Annotated in this window: 10 protein-coding genes; 4 read left to right on the plus strand and 6 right to left on the minus strand. The window is 57.4% G+C overall.

The annotated features are described in order from the left end of the window. The 3 genes from RYZ27_RS09500 to RYZ27_RS09510 are packed head-to-tail and all read left to right on the plus strand — an operon-like array spanning nucleotide 1 to nucleotide 3,254. Nucleotides 1–1,554, plus strand: coding sequence for an L-aspartate oxidase (locus tag RYZ27_RS09500; RefSeq protein WP_406679261.1), 1,554 nt, complete (start codon nucleotides 1–3; stop codon nucleotides 1,552–1,554). Then, nucleotides 1,551–2,408 carry a carboxylating nicotinate-nucleotide diphosphorylase gene (nadC, locus tag RYZ27_RS09505; protein ID WP_406679262.1) on the plus strand — a complete coding sequence of 286 codons (858 nt, stop codon included), beginning with the start codon at nucleotides 1,551–1,553 and terminating at the stop codon, nucleotides 2,406–2,408. The genes RYZ27_RS09500 and nadC overlap by 4 nt, the downstream gene beginning before the upstream one ends. A gap of 36 nt (nucleotides 2,409–2,444) precedes the next feature. Further along, a complete protein-coding gene (locus RYZ27_RS09510; protein WP_406679263.1) occupies nucleotides 2,445–3,254 on the plus strand; it encodes an SDR family oxidoreductase in 810 nt (269 codons plus the stop codon). A 5-nt stretch (nucleotides 3,255–3,259) separates the two neighbouring features. On the opposite strand, the gene RYZ27_RS09515 is transcribed toward RYZ27_RS09510, so the two are convergent. The 5 genes from RYZ27_RS09515 to RYZ27_RS09535 form a co-directional block, all read right to left on the minus strand. Then, a complete protein-coding gene (locus tag RYZ27_RS09515; protein ID WP_406679264.1) occupies nucleotides 3,260–4,168 on the minus strand; it encodes a cell wall hydrolase in 909 nt (302 codons plus the stop codon). A gap of 358 nt (nucleotides 4,169–4,526) precedes the next feature. Continuing rightward, a complete protein-coding gene (gene ppdK, locus RYZ27_RS09520; RefSeq protein ID WP_406679265.1) occupies nucleotides 4,527–7,211 on the minus strand; it encodes a pyruvate, phosphate dikinase in 2,685 nt (894 codons plus the stop codon). 123 nt (nucleotides 7,212–7,334) lie between these two features. Then, complete coding sequence (gene glyS / locus RYZ27_RS09525; protein ID WP_406679266.1) at nucleotides 7,335–9,665, minus strand: glycine--tRNA ligase subunit beta; 2,331 nt, start codon at nucleotides 9,663–9,665, stop codon at nucleotides 7,335–7,337. Nucleotides 9,666–9,707: 42 nt separating this feature from the next. After that, on the minus strand, nucleotides 9,708–10,073 hold the full coding sequence (locus tag RYZ27_RS09530) for a cupin domain-containing protein (protein ID WP_406679267.1): 366 nt from the start codon (nucleotides 10,071–10,073) through the stop codon (nucleotides 9,708–9,710). Next, a complete protein-coding gene (locus RYZ27_RS09535; RefSeq protein WP_406679268.1) occupies nucleotides 10,070–10,972 on the minus strand; it encodes a glycine--tRNA ligase subunit alpha in 903 nt (300 codons plus the stop codon). The genes RYZ27_RS09530 and RYZ27_RS09535 overlap by 4 nt, the downstream gene beginning before the upstream one ends. Before the next feature lie 77 nt (nucleotides 10,973–11,049). Here RYZ27_RS09535 and RYZ27_RS09540 point away from each other — a divergent pair, with 77 nt between their 5' ends. After that, a complete protein-coding gene (locus tag RYZ27_RS09540; protein WP_406679269.1) occupies nucleotides 11,050–12,339 on the plus strand; it encodes an O-antigen ligase family protein in 1,290 nt (429 codons plus the stop codon). Here RYZ27_RS09540 and RYZ27_RS09545 read toward each other — a convergent pair. Next, entirely contained in the window at nucleotides 12,292–15,750 is a 3,459-nt protein-coding gene (locus RYZ27_RS09545; RefSeq protein WP_406679270.1) for an indolepyruvate ferredoxin oxidoreductase family protein, read from the minus strand. The genes RYZ27_RS09540 and RYZ27_RS09545 overlap by 48 nt on opposite strands. Between the last annotated feature and the right edge of the window lies 1 nt (nucleotide 15,751).

Genomic DNA, 15,751 nt, shown 5'->3' on the forward strand with positions numbered 1-15,751 from the left:
TTGACAACACCGCTAGAGTTTCGCGCCGCCCCACCGGCAGGCGATGGCCGCATCCTGATTGTCGGGGCGGGATTGGCTGGGCTGTTTCTGGCGCTGCGGCTCGCGCCTCATCCCTGCACAATCATTTCGCCAGCTCCATTGGGGGAAGCGGCCTCTTCAGCCTGGGCACAAGGCGGACTGGCGGCGGCGCTGCATCCAGAAGACAGCCCGGAGCAACACGCAGCCGATACGATTGCCGCAGGCGCTGGCCTAGTCGATCCAGTGATCGCGCGCCTGATTGCCGAACAGGGCCCATCGCGGGTCCGCGACCTGATTGAGCTTGGCGTCCCGTTTGATCGCACCCCCGATGGACAACTTGCGCTGAGCCTTGAGGCTGCCCACTCCCAACCCCGTGTCGCGCGGGTGGCTGGTGACCTCGCCGGCAAAGCCATTATGGGCGCTCTGACAGCTGCCGTTCGCGCGGCCAGTCACATCCAATTGATCGAACACGCCAAAGCCGTTGGCCTTCTCCAAGATGATAACGGCCGGATTGCCGGCGCCATCTTGCGCGACAAGCATGATCGTCATTCCACATTCACAGCGAATGAAACGGTCTTGTGTACAGGTGGCTCAGGTGGCCTATTTCGCGTTACAACCAATCCGCCACAATCGCGCGGGGATGCCCTCGCCATGGCCTATGATGCGGGCGCGGTGATTGCTGATCCAGAATTTGTGCAATTCCATCCCACAGCAATGGATGTCGGCCTCGACCCATCCCCGCTTGCAACAGAAGCCCTACGCGGCGAAGGGGCGATCCTGACTCATGCGGATGGGACGGCCTTCATGGCCAACTATCATGACAAGGCAGAGCTTGCGCCCCGCGATGAGGTTGCTCGCGCCATCCATAGCGAGATTGCGGCAGGCCGTCCGGTCTATCTCGACACACGCCCATCGATTGGCGCGCATATCCAGGATCATTTCCCGACGGTCTTCTCCGCCTGCATGGCCGCAGGGATTGATCCACGCGACAGCTTGATCCCGGTGGCCCCGGCCATGCACTATCATATGGGCGGTATCCTTTCGGACACCTGGGGCAAGTCGAGCCTGAATGGCCTGAGCGTGTGCGGTGAATGCGCCAGTACAGGGGCGCACGGGGCCAATCGCCTCGCCTCAAACTCTCTGCTCGAAGCGGTGGTCTTTGCCGCGCGCATTGCTGATCGCCTGAAGCAGGAAACGCTGAAATCGCCCGGAGAAAGCGTTGGCTATGTGCCTACCGAACTGCCTGACCCGGCTCTACAAACCTTGCGCAGCAGCATGGCTGAGCACTGCGGGGTCGTCCGCAATGCCAAAGGGCTTGAGACACTTTTATCCACGATTGACCGTCTGGAAGACCAGTATGGTTCCGCCCGCGCCCTGACAGCGGCCCGGCTTATCGCATCGGCTGCCCTGCAGCGCACTGAAAGCCGCGGCGGTCACTTCCGCGCCGACTTTAAAGATACGTCTGAAACCGCTCAGCGTACATTTGTCATTCCGGGGGAACCGCTCCCCCAGACCAGCCTTGAGGCCATTTCATGACCCACATTGCTCCCCCGCCACTGCCTGCCATTGTGCTAGACCCGATCGTGCGTCTCGCTCTATCTGAAGACCTTGGGCGCGCCGGGGATCTCACAACTGACGCCACCATCACGCCCGGCACAGAGCTGACCGCACACATTCGAGCGCGCAAAAACGGTGTATTGGCAGGCATGGACGCGGCAAGCCATGCCCTTCATCTGGTCGATCCGAAAGTCGATTTCGACGTACAGATTCAGGATGGTCAGCAGCTTGCACCCGGCGCCACCATCGCCGTCATGCAAGGCGATGCGCGCTCAATCCTGATTGCAGAACGGACCATGCTGAACTTCCTCGGAAGACTCTCAGGAATTGCCACCTTAACCGCTGAATTTGCAGAGAAAATTACTCATACAAAAGCCAAGGTCGTGTGCACGCGCAAGACCACGCCAGGGCATCGCGCAGTGGAGAAACGCGCGGTTCGCTGCGGCGGTGGCACTTCGCATCGCTATGGCCTTGATGATGCGATCCTTATCAAGGATAATCATATCGCTGCTTGTGGTTCGATTGCTGATGCCCTGCAACGCGCCCATGCCTATGCCGGGCACTTGCGAATGATTGAGATTGAGGTCGACACGCTCGATCAGCTTGCAGAAGCCCTACCTCACAAACCACACGCGGTCCTGCTTGATAATATGGCGCCTGAAACCCTGCGCGAAGCCGTTGCAATGATTGATGGCCAGTGCCTCGCTGAGGCCAGTGGCGGTATCACGCTTGAGACGATTGCCGCAAAAGCTGAAACCGGCGTTGATTATCTCTCTGTCGGTGCCCTGACCCATTCGGCCATCAACCTTGACGTGGGTCTTGATATCCTTTGATCTGATCTGAAAAAGATCAATCAGGAGGAATGTCGGATGGGTGAAGCCCGCGGACGCAAGAGTATTTTCATCACCGGGGCAGCTTCCGGCATCGGCGCAGAAACCGCCCGGCATTTTGCCGGTAAGGGCTGGTTTGTTGGCCTCTATGATATTGATGAGCGCGGCTTGAAAGATGTTGCCGCTGAGATCGGTGAAGATAACTGCCATCAGGCCAGGCTTGATGTCACAAAACGCGAAGACTGGGCCAGCGCCACAGCAGCCTTTGCAGAGGCCACAGACGGTCAGATGAATGTCCTCTTCAACAATGCTGGTATCGGTCGCCACGGCTGGATCGAAGACATCCCCCCTGAAGAATCCGACCTTGTGATCGACATCAATGTCAAAGGCGTCATCAATGGCGTCTATGCTGCCCTGCCCTATCTCAAGCAGACAGACGGCGCACGGATCGTCAACACGGCCTCAACCGCAGGCATTGCCGCTGCACCTCAACTCGCGGTCTATTCCGCGAGCAAATTCGCGGTGCGCGCCCTGACTGAAGCGCTTGATGCAGAATTTCAGGAGTTTGACATCCGCGTGACCAGCCTCATGCCCTGGTTCATCGACACGCCTATCCTCGACATGGGTAAGACCGAAGGCGCGAATGAGAAAATGTCGGATCAACTCAAAGAGAATGATGCCGAAGTCTATCCGGTCTCACTTGCCGCTGAGCGGGCATGGGATGCCGCCCATGGTAAGGATACGCACTATATGGCGGGCAAGATGGCGGAGAAGACACGCTTTGCCGCGCGATGGATGCCAAAATCACTTCTGAAACGGATTAAGCGGGAAACCCCGCCCCGCTCATAATCCCCTTAAGGGGCTGGAGTCAGCGTCTTCAGCCCCGCGCGATGACGGGCAAGACGCTCTTTTTGGCGCGCGCTTGCCAACTGCCACTCGCCGCCCCGTGGGAAACGATAGAAAATGTGGGTTCCGAACTGACGCGTCTTGATCAGGCCTGAATTCCAGACCGGGTTCACATAAGTCGCGTGATAGTGCGTCGCACCACGTGTCCGCTCTTCGTAGAGGCCCATCATGACATGGCTGGCAATTGTCTGAGCTTCATCCCAGCGGCTGCCGCGCGGCGTTTTGTTCATGGCGCCATCACAGGTGAAGGTGAACTGGCATCCAGTGGTCCTAGTCGCGCCCTGAAACACCACATCACAAATCGTATTCGGATAGCGGTGATCCTTAACCCGGTTGACGATCACTTCGGCAACTGCGAGTTGCCCCTCAGCCTTCTCACTGCGGGCTTCATAATACACAGCCTGCGCGAGACACTGGGTCTGCGCCGCCATATCCTCAGCTTTTGCAAGATGGATGGTCTCAAAGCTCTTCAGGCTATCAAGCGCGGCACGGTCGCGTTCATACGCAGCAAAAGTGCTGAGCGCAGAGCCTGGGTCACGCTCAAGAGAATATTCAACACTGCGTAACCAGTCACGGCGCAGCAGGGATGGGGCAGACTCATCAGCGCGGATCAGCGCGCCAGCATCCTGAACCTCTGCGAGCTTCTCATTCTTTACCCGCCAGTCCTGCGCCTCAAGCTGCATGGAGGCGGACTGTCCAATCACGGGCATACCAACAAAGACCACACTGGCACAGGCGGCAACCAAAGCGGAACGGCGCGCAATCACGACCTGACGATCCGGACCTTGAGTCCGCCACCATTTGGAAATGCGGGACACGAGCGACTGCCCCGTAGAGAGTGTGAGAGGATTCTGCATTTGAACTTTTTCCCACCATGTTGCGAGCACTCTGCGGACCCTGCAAGATGTGAACCTTTTCCTTCCGACGCCTGTACGTCTGTCTTTAGCGGACTGCATATTTGTGTCCTTAACCAAAAATCAATCAAAAGGGCGGTAATTCAACGCATATTTCTTATACGTCATGATGCTGAATCGGGTGTGAATCTCGGCTCCTTTTTACGCATCTGCGCGTAAACTGCTGCATTCGTTACAGTTTCAAGACAAATCCAGCATGACATTGCTGCAATGCACAACTGCGTGTGTTGCAAAAAGAGCACGATTTTTCACAACGGAATACCGCCCTGACCCTGTGCATAGGCGGTTAAAAGAGGCCGATTTAAGCCTCTTTCAGGGCTGCATGGGCTGCCGCCAGACGCGCAATTGGCACACGATATGGCGAACAGGACACGTAATCGAGTCCAATATTGTGACAGAATATGACCGATGCTGGGTCACCGCCATGCTCACCGCAAATCCCAAGCTTAATACCATCGCGGGTCGAGCGGCCACGCTCCGCCGCGAGTTTCACCAGCTCACCGACACCGTCCTGATCAATGGTCACAAACGGGTCTTTCTCGTAAATGCCCTGATGCTCATAGGCGGTCAGAAAACGGCCTGCATCATCGCGGGAAATCCCAAGTGTGGTCTGGGTCAGATCATTCGTTCCGAAGGAGAAGAATTCCGCCGTATGTGCGATTTCACCAGCCTGTAGCGCTGCGCGGGGTAGCTCAATCATCGTGCCGACAAGATAGTCCAACTCCATCCCGGTTTCGGTAAACACAGCTTTCGCAGAACGGTCGACGACATCCTTCAGAATGTCCAATTCCTTGCGCGTACCGACCAGCGGGATCATCACTTCAGGCACCGGCTTGGAACCGGTCGCTTTCGCCACTGAGACAGCCGCCTCAAAGATTGCGCGGGCCTGCATGGCGTAAATCTCAGGATAGGTAATTCCAAGGCGACAACCGCGGTGGCCGAGCATCGGATTGCTCTCATGCAAGGCATCGGCTTGCGCCTTGAGCACTTTAATATCAACGCCGGACGAGGCCGCCACTTCTTCCATTTCTGCATCGCTGTGCGGCATGAACTCATGCAATGGCGGATCAAGCAGACGGATCGTGCAAGGCAGCTCGCCCATAATGCCAAAGATCGCCTCAAAGTCAGAGCGCTGCATCGGCAACAGCTTTTCAAGCGCGGCCTCACGGCCCTTCTTGTCGCCCGCCAGGATCATAGACCGCACGACCGGAATACGCTCGGCATCGAAGAACATGTGCTCGGTCCGGCAAAGGCCGATCCCTTCTGCGCCAAACTCTTTGGCCACCGTCACATCGGCTGGCGTTTCCGCATTGGTGCGCACATTCAGGCGACGAACCTTATCAGCCCATGCCATAAGCAGGCCGAAGTCGCCTGACAGGTCAGGCTGCTGCATATCAACTTCGCCGAACAGGACTTGGCCTTCAGCGCCATCAACGGTGATGATCTCACCTTTCTTGATCTCGCGACCGCCAACGCGGAACACGCCAGCTTCGGCATCGATTTGCAGGCTGCCAGCGCCGCAAACACAAGGCCGCCCCATGCCGCGCGCAACAACCGCTGCGTGAGAGGTCATCCCGCCACGCGCCGTAACAATTGCGCGTGCCGCGTGCATACCGTGAATATCTTCCGGGCTGGTCTCAACCCGAACCAGAATAACAGCCCGGCCCGCTTCGGCCAGATGCGCCGCCTCGTCACTGTCAAACACAACCTGCCCAACCGCAGCGCCCGGTGAAGCCGGAAGTCCGGTGACAATCACATCGCGCTTTGCATCAGGTTTGATCGTCGGGTGGAGCAACTGATCGAGCTGCCCCGGCTCCAGACGCAGGATCGCCTCCTGCTCACTGATCAGGCCTTCACGCGCCATCTCAACGGCAATTTTCAGCGCCGCCGCAGCGGTGCGTTTCCCGTTCCGGGTTTGCAGCATGTAAAGCACGCCGTCTTCCACCGTGAACTCAATATCCTGCATATCGCAATAATGGGCTTCCAGCTTATCAGCGACAGCAACCAATTCCTGATAAACACGTGGCATCACCTCTTCGAGCGGCGCTTCATCAGACTGCAACTCATCAGCGCGAGCGCGCGAGATTGGCGCGGGTGTACGGATACCCGCCACAACATCCTCGCCCTGCGCATTGGTCAGGAACTCACCATAGAACGTGTTCTCACCCGTTGATGGATCACGCGTAAAGGCCACACCTGTCGCGGATGTCTCGCCCATATTGCCGAACACCATGGACTGTACGTTGACTGCAGTGCCCCACTCCGCCGGAATATCATTCAGCTTGCGATAAAGGATCGCCCGGTCATTCATCCAGCTGCCAAACACCGCGCCAATCGCGCCCCAGAGCTGTTCCATCGGATCATCCGGGAACGGCTTGCCCAGCTCGCTTTGAACGGCAGCCTTATAGTGGCCGATAATCTCTTTCCAGTCAGCCGCCATCATATCGGTGTCGAGGTGATAATCTTGGCGCTCTTTATAATCGTCGAGAATGTACTCAAACGTGTCGTGGCCAAGGCCCATCACAACATTGGAATACATCTGGATGAAACGGCGATAGCTGTCATAGGCAAAGCGTTCGCCGGCCTTTGCCGCCAGCCCCTGCACTGTCGCTTCGGAGAGGCCAAGGTTCAGAACCGTATCCATCATGCCCGGCATCGACGCGCGCGCGCCCGAGCGCACAGACACCAGCAAAGGATTGGCCGCATCGCCAAACGCCTTACCCGTCTTGGTCTCAAGCGCAGAGAGCGCCTCTTTGACCTGCGCCTCAAGGCCATCAGGATATTTACGGTCGAGATCATAGTACGCCGTGCAGACTTCCGTGGTCAGCGTGAACCCCGGTGGCACAGGCAATCCAAGGCTCGCCATCTCAGCGAGATTCGCGCCCTTCCCGCCCAGCAGGTTCTTCAGCGAGGCATCACCATCAGAGCCACCACCGCCAAACGAATAGACCCATTTCGTGTCCGCGCGTTGTACAGTATCGGCCATGTCGTGTTTCCTCCGACTCTATGAAACGCTGCAAACCGTCACGTTTGCGACATAGAATCAAGAGGGCATTTCGCATGACAGCGCGGTCACGCTGTTTTTTATGCTGCGGCGCAATAAATCGGCCTATCCAGAGACCTTGCTAAAGTCCGCAACCGTACTAATTGCGGCCCGCATCTGGTTAAGCAGGTTCAGGCGATTCTCCCGAATTTTCGGATCATCAGCATTGACCATGACGCTGCCCTCGCCATCGAAGAAGGCATCCACTGGACCACGCAGCGACGCAAGCGCTGACATCGCGGCGGCGAAATCCTCAGCCTCAATCGCGGTTTTGGCGGCGGTGGTCGCCTGCCCCATCGCGGCATAGAGCGCTTTTTCAGCCTCAGCCTCAAACAGGGCGGTATCAACATCGCCATCAAAGGCGCGCTTATCCTTCTTCTCTTCCGCTTTCAGGATATTCGCGGCACGCTTATATCCCGCCAACAGGTTCGCACCATCCTCGGTCTCAAGGAAAGCGCCTAACGCCTCAACCCGGCGCGTAATCAGGACAAGATCATCCTCACCCAGCGCAAACACAGCATCGATCAGATCATGCCGCTGCCCCTGATCGCGAAGGTACTGCTTCAGGCGGTCTGCGAAGAAAGAGAGGAGGTCATCTGTTTTAACGGACGCCTCTTTTGCAATCGAAGTTAGCTGCTCAGAAGTAAGTCTGAACTCCTCCGAACAGATTTCCTCGTAATGCTTCCAATCCTCATCAAAAGACGCATCATCCTGATCAAGATCGAGGCGCAAAGCCATTTTGATCTCTATTGCTCTGACTTCGAATGCTTTTGAACGCTCAAACTTTTGCTCTGTAAGATAAATTAGCGCTGCAACCATCTCCCCGAAAATGTTCGAACGCAAAGGAAGGTATGCACCATTCTCAAGAAGTATGCGCACCACACCCAGCGCCGCGCGGCGCAACGCAAACGGATCCTTACTCCCGGTCGGTTTCTCATCAATCGCCCAGAAGCCGACCAGCGTATCGAGCTTATCGGCCAGCGCGACGGCGATCCCTACCGGATCAGTTGGCACGGCATCGCTTGGCCCTTGAGGTTTATAGTGATCGCGGATGGCATCGGCGACAGTAATCGCGGCCTCGGCGGAATATGGGCGCGCCGCGGCGAGCTTTTCATCGGCCACCTTGCTTGGGTTCAACGGGTCAAGCCCAGCTTCAGCCAGCGCATAATAGCGCCCCATCACCCCCTGCAATTCCGGGAACTCATAGACCATTTCAGACGTCAGATCGGCCTTGGCAAGCTTTGCCGCCACACCGGCCAGATCAGGGTCCGCACCAACCTTCGGCGCCAGCTCCCGCGCCAGCGCATGCACTCGCTCTGTCTTGTCGAGCAGGCTGCCCAACTCTTCCTTGAACGTGATCGCGCCGAGCTTCGGAATAAACGCGCCGAGCTTCTTCGAGCGATCATTATCCCAGAAGAAGCGCCCATCATCGAGGCGCGCCGACAGGACCTTCCGGTTCCCCTTGGCAATCGCCGTCCCGCCATCGGTTGCGGCAATATTCGCCACGACAACAAAGTTCGGCGCCAGCTCGCCAGTCTTCGGGTCCCGCACGGCAAAGTACTTCTGGTGGGTCCGCATGGAAAGCTGGATGACCTCTGGCGGCAGGGTCAGGAAAGACGGGTCCATCTCGCCCAGTACGACGCTCGGCCATTCGGCGAGGCCAACCACTTCTTCCAGCAGGCCCTTATCCTCGACCAGTTCCAGACCCGCCGCAGCGCAGACCGCCTTGGCCTCGGTCTCAATCTTTTCCCGCCGGGCCTCGCGCGTCAGCATGACATGGCCGTCACCAGACAGCGCCGCCTCATATTCGGCGGCATTGGTCACCGTATATGGCCCGCGCCCATGCACGCGGTGACCTTCGGTGACATTACCGCTCTGATGGCCATCAATCTCAAACGGCACCACCGCGCCATCAAACACACAGACAATGCCTTGAATCGGGCGCACCCAGCGCAACTCCCCGCGCCCGGTCCGCATCGATTTTGGCCAGTGGAAATTGCGAATAATGCCCGGCACCAGATCGGCGACAATATCGCTCGTATCCCGGCCTACAATCTTCTTCACAGCAACATAGAAGTCGCCCTTTTTCGGGTCGCTGCGGATTTCAGCCTGCGAAATATCAGACAGCCCGGCCCCGCGCAGGAAGCCCGCCACCGCCTGCTCCGGCGCACCGACTTTCGGGCCTTTGCGCTCTTCCTCAACATCGGCGGAGCGTTTCGGCAGCCCCTCAATCACCACGGCCAGTCGCCGCGGCCCGGACATGGAGCGACTGCACGACATGTCCAGCCCCGCCTCTTTCAGGCCCTTCTCAACCGCGCCCAGCAAATCGGCCTCAGCCTTGGCCTGCATCCGCGCCGGGATTTCTTCAGAGAATATTTCAAGGAGGAGTTCAGACATATCTATCGGTCAATCTCTATGGGTGCCTATGCACCGTATTTCTTAAATTCGATCCAGCTCGGTGATGGTCAGCTTTGAGTCTGGATTATCACCTGTGTTTACCGTGGTTGCTGGCTCCAGCAGCAGGACATGGCATTCCTCGCCCACAGCGCCGGGGCGATGCTCCACGCCGCGTGGGACGATGATGAACTCACCCTCGCCAACAATCTCTTCGCGATCGCGGAACGCCATCCGCATCTGCCCTTTAATGACAAGGAACAGCTCGTCTTCATGCTCATGGGCGTGCCAGTCAAAATCCCCGCGAAATTTGGCGAGTTTGACGTGCATGTCATTCACTTGGCCGGCAATTTTCGGCGTCCAGGCTTCTGAGAATAGAGCAAATTTATCGGCGAGATTGACTTTGGTCATGCGTTCGCCCGTTCCGCTTCCTGGATCGCCCACTGCTCAGCCGCCCCGCGCGCCAGATCGCGGACGCGGGCAATATAGGCCTGTCGCTCAGTCGGGCTGATCGCCCCGCGCGCATCGATCAGGTTAAACGTATGGCTGGCTTTCAGCGCATAGTCATAGGCAGGCAGCGGCTTGCCCGCTTCGCGCAGGGCATTTGACTGGCGCTCACAATCAGTAAACCAGCGCAGCAGCATCTCAACATCGGAATGTTCGAAATTGAACGCTGATTGCTGGACTTCATTCTCGTGGAACACATCACCGTAAGAGAGCGGTACATCGCCTGCCGGATCGTTAAACGGCAGGTCGTAAACATTGTCGACACCAAACACATACATGGCGAGGCGTTCCAGACCGTAAGTCAGCTCACCCGAAACCGGGAACACGTCGAGACCGCCAACCTGTTGGAAATAGGTATACTGGCTGACCTCCATCCCGTCGCACCAGACCTCCCAGCCAAGGCCCCACGCCCCGACCGTCGGGTTCTCCCAGTCATCCTCGACAAATCGGATGTCATGGACAGCCGGGTCAATACCAATCTCGTACAGGGAGTTCAGGTAGAGGTCCTGTAAGTTTGCCGGGTTCGGCTTCAGGATAACCTGATACTGATAGTAATGGCCAAGCCGCATCGGGTTCTCACCATAGCGCGCATCGGCTGGCCGGCGCGACGGCTGCACATAGGCCGCGCGCCAGTCCTTCGGCCCTAATGCGCGCAGCACCGTCGCTGGGTGCAAAGTCCCCGCCCCAACTTCCATGTCATAAGGCTGCAGGATCGCACAACCTTGCGCGCTCCAATAGCTTTGCAAGCGCAGGATCAAGTCCTGAAACGATTTGGGTTTTTCTTTCGCTTGTGGCGCAGTCATGGCGGCATTATCCGGCAGCTAGAATTCAACAGCTACCGCCTACCCCCGCCCGCACTTTTGCGCAACCGAAGAGACTGATGTCGGCGACGACTTGCTTTCGGCATGATCCCTGCACGAAATACTCCATGCGCTGCGCCACACTCCTTGCTGCCCTTGTTTTCTTCGTTCTGTCAGGACCGATGGAATCGCTGGTGGCGCGTCATATCTCCGCGGATCTACAATACCGACTGACCATCCTGTTTTCATTTCTGATGGGAACCGGGCTCACAGCCTATGCGGCAAAACAGGTCCCGGACCGACTTTGGATGGCCCTGCAAGCAGCCTGGCCTTTACTGGCATTCTCGGCGCTGGCAATCATCAGCACCGCCTGGTCAATCATGCCTCAATCCACAATCCTATCTTCCCTTGCTCTAACCTTCTTCACGCTGGCCGCGATCGCAGCATGTGCCCTGTGCGATTGGACAGCGATGCTTAAAGGGATAGCCTTCGCCTGTTTTGTTCTCGGCATCCTGTCGCTAATCCTGATCCCATTTGGTGGTCTGATGACAGAATTGCATGAAGGCGCCTTGCGCGGACCGTTCGGAGAAAAAAACCGCGCCGGCATGGTCTATGCGATTGGCGCCATTGCAAGTGGCGGCGTTGCCTTTACCACCCGGCGCATTCGCTGGTTGGTGCCGATCCCCTTCTTTATCATCCTGCTTTTCCTGAGCCAGTCGGGCACTTCGACCATTGCTTGCATAATCGGTCTTGGCGCTTTGGCTTATGGCGAAATCCTGCGCGGAAAGCCGGCCCGTCTGGTGCTTGGCTCATGGCTTGGCGCAATCGCGGCAATTGGCATTTTCACACTGGTCACCCTAAACGCTGAAACCATTCTCGATATGGTTGGCGAGGATGCGACTTTCACAGGTCGTGATCGAATCTGGCCAGCGGTTCTACTCCGGATACAGGAGAGCCCGATACTCGGGTATGGTTACGACACCTATTGGCGAGAGGGTAATCTGGACTTGGAATGGCTTTGGTATGAAGTCGGCTTTGAGGTCTACAACGCCCATAATGGTTGGCTGGAAACGATGCTCGCTGTTGGAATTCCTGGGGTGGCACTGTTAGGGTGGCTCGTTGTACGCACCGGTTTTGCAGGCCTGACAGGCCTTTATCAGAGCAACGATCCACGCCGGATGGCGATCCCGATGATTGCCTTGATCATGATGATGAGCGTTACTGAAAGCGCCATTGGGGGCCCCGAGGGACCGAGCTGGTTGCTCCTGCTCCTGATCACGACCAAAGCCGCTATGGGAGAGGAAAAGCCAGCCCGCGTCCCCCTACCCAGCGGCAATCAACGTCGTTTTCGCACGCGGCAACGCACCTGACGGCCATCCAGCCCATAGCTCTGCCTCAACCGCAGCAGCTTTCTCAACCGCAGCTTCCTTAACATGGCCATAGCCGCGAATCTCATCCGGAACCTCGGCAATCGCGATCGCAAGCTCATGGTTCTTGGCGTTTAACTCACCTGCGAGCGTTTCAAGTTTTGACAGGTAATCATCCCGCAAACCGCGCTCCATCTTGCGCTCCTCGGTCCAGCCGAAGGGATCAAAGGCTGTGCCGCGTAGCCCCTTGAATTGCTTCATGATCTTGAAGCCAGTTTTCATCCACGGCCCAAAACTCTTCTTCTTCAAGTGCCCATTCTCGTCCTTCTTGGACATTAGAGGGGGTGCGAGGTGGAATTTGACCTTTCCGCCTTTGAACGTCTTGGCGAGGTAGGCGTCAAACTTGCCATCGGTCCACAGCCGGGCAACCTCATACTCATCCTTATAGGCCATTAGTTTGTAGGCGTATTTTGCTACCGCCATAGTCAGACGCTCGCCCAGTTCTGCCTGGGACTCAGCGGCCCGAACCTTGGCAACAGCATCACGGTACTGCTGGGCATAGTCGGCATTCTGATAGGCCGTTAGACGCGTGGCCCGATCTTCGATCACTTCATCCAGCGTCTTTGGCGCAACATAACCGCGCGGGTCCTTCGCCTTTTCCAAGCGGCTCGGATCGTGGGCCGCAATCCGGCCCAGATCAAACGCAGACATATTGTCCTGCGCCTTCACTCCGTTCAGCTTGATCGCGCGATAAACGCCGCGCAGAGACACCGGCACGCCGCCTTTCTGCCAGGCATATCCAGCCATGATCATATTCGTGTAGATCGCATCATTGAAGTAGAGGATGGACAGAGCCTCGGCATCAAATGTCGCAAAATCAGTCGCCTGACGCTTCACACGGGCTGCCAGCAAATCGGCTTCGAACTTCTTCTTACGGTCACGGATAAACTCACTGGTCGGGGTGACATCACTGTTCGCCCACGCTTTGGTTCGCTCAGCATCCATCAGGTTCAGGGCATCACCACCCGCTGCCACGACCAGATCACACGCAATCATGCAATCGGTACTCGCTGGCGGTACGCGTCCGGTGGAAATCATGTCCGGCTCACGTGCAAAACGCAGGTGAGAGAGTACCGGTCCACCCTTTTGCGCCAGACCTGTCATATCAAGGCTGGACGCGGCATGGCCATCAACATGGGCCGCCATAGCTAGGATGGCCGCAACCGTTGTCACGCCTGTTCCACCCACACCGGTGAACAGGACGTTCCACGCCCGCTCCAGACTTGGAATTTCAGGCAATGGCAGCGCTGAGGCATCAATGTCAGGGCGCGGCTGGTCCATGGCCGTAAACTCGGCATCAGTGACCGTGATAAAGCTTGGGCAGAACCCGGTAACGCAGGAGAGGTCAGTATTACAGGTCGACTGGTTGATCCGACGCTTGCGACCAAGCTCGGTTTCGACCGGCTCAACCGACAGACAGTTCGACTTGATCGAGCAATCCCCGCAGCCCTCACAGACTTCAGTATTGATCATAACACGGGTCCGGTCGGGCTTGCGCAGGCCACGCTTGGATCGGCGACGCTTCTCGGTCGCGCAAATCTGATCATAGATCAGGACGGAAACGCCCGGCGTATCCCGCAGCATTTTCTGTACGGCGTCCATCTCGGCGCGGTCATAGATTCTAACGCCACGTGGCAAGCCTTTGACATTGGCGTAACGCGAGGTGTCTTCGGTGACGATGACAATGGTTTTAACACCCTCACCCTCAACCTGCTGGGCAATCTGTTGTGGGGTCTGGCCAGACTCGACCGTCTGTCCCCCGGTCATTGCGACCGCATCATTATAGAGGATTTTGTAGGTGATGTTTGCGCTCGATGTCACCGCGGCACGAATCGCCAGAGACCCGGAATGGGAATAGGTACCATCGCCCAGATTGACGAACATATGGTCTTCTTCGGTGGCAAAGTGCTGACCAACCCAGGCAATGCCCTCACCGCCCATCTGGCTGGTCATATCGGTGTTCCGGTCCGGCATGAAGTTCGCCATGTAATGGCAGCCAATCCCGGCCAGTGCGCGCGAGCCTTCCGGCACAACGGTCGACGTATTGTGCGGACAGCCAGAGCAATAGTGCGGGGTCCGTACCGTTTCGGTGGCATTGTTTCGTGCCGCTTCACCTGAACGGCCAACCCGTTCAAAATACGTATCAGCGCGGCTGGTATCCCAACCCTTCGGCAAGACACTCATCAGTGCTTCGGCAATCTCCGGCACCGGGATTGACCCAACCTGACTGAGCAGAGGCTTACCCTCAACCGTACGCTTACCTTCAAGCTTCGGACGCTTCTTCTCTGGCAGATCATACAGCGCCGCCCGCAGCTGATCTTCAATCAGTGGGCGCTTATGCTCAATCACCAGCACGCGTTCCAAGCCTTCACAGAAGCCGCGAATACTCGTCGGCTCCAATGGCCACGGCATTGCGACTTTGAAGATTGAGACCCCCAAATCAGCGGCCTGCTCAGGCGAGAGGCCAATCGCTGCCATCGCCTCAAACACATCCCGCGCCGCCTGTCCGGTGACGATCAGGCCAACCCGCGGCTTCTTACTAGGCAGGATCACATCATCCAGACGGTTCGCCCGTACCCAGGCCTGCGCCGCTGGCAGTTTGAACTGGCGCAGGCGCTTTTCTTTCTCCAGCGGTGGATCACTGCGGCGCATGTGAACGCCATCTTCAGGGAATTCGAATTGCGGGACCACAAAGCGCATCCGCTCCAGCGTCACATCAACCACCGAGCCGCTATCCATCGTATCGGCGAGCGCCGTCATCGCACTCCATGCCCCGGTAAATCGGCTCATCGCAAAGCCATGCAGGCCGTAATCCATAACGTCCTGAATAGACGCCGGATTGAGGACCGGGATTTCCGCATCCATCATCGCGTATTCAGACTGCGATGGCAGGGTCGATGATTTACACATATGGTCATCGCCGAGCACCGCAACAACGCCGCCATGCTTGGAGCTGCCCGCTGCGTTCGCGTGCTTAAACACATCACCCGTACGATCGACGCCCGGTGCCTTGCCGTACCAGATGCCGAACAGACCGTCTTTCTTCGCGCCGGGGAACAGGCCGAGCTGCTGGCTGCCCCAAACCGCCGTCGCACCAAGGTCTTCGTTCAAACCTTCCCAGAACTCAATCTCGTGCGCATCCAGCAGTTTTTGCGAGTTCCGCAATTGCTGATCATATCCACCAAGGGGCGAGCCACGATAGCCTGAAATGAAACCGCCCGTATTAAGGCCAGCCTTCAGATCAAGACGCTTTTGATCGAGTGGCAAACGAACCAGCGCCTGAATCCCGGTCATATAGGCTTTGCCCTCGACAAGGTCATATTTGTCGTCGAGTGTAACTTCGCGGTGCTCCACG

Source organism: Hyphomonas sp. FCG-A18, assembly GCF_045287255.1.
In the GTDB taxonomy this organism is placed as follows: Bacteria; Pseudomonadota; Alphaproteobacteria; order Caulobacterales; family Hyphomonadaceae; genus Henriciella.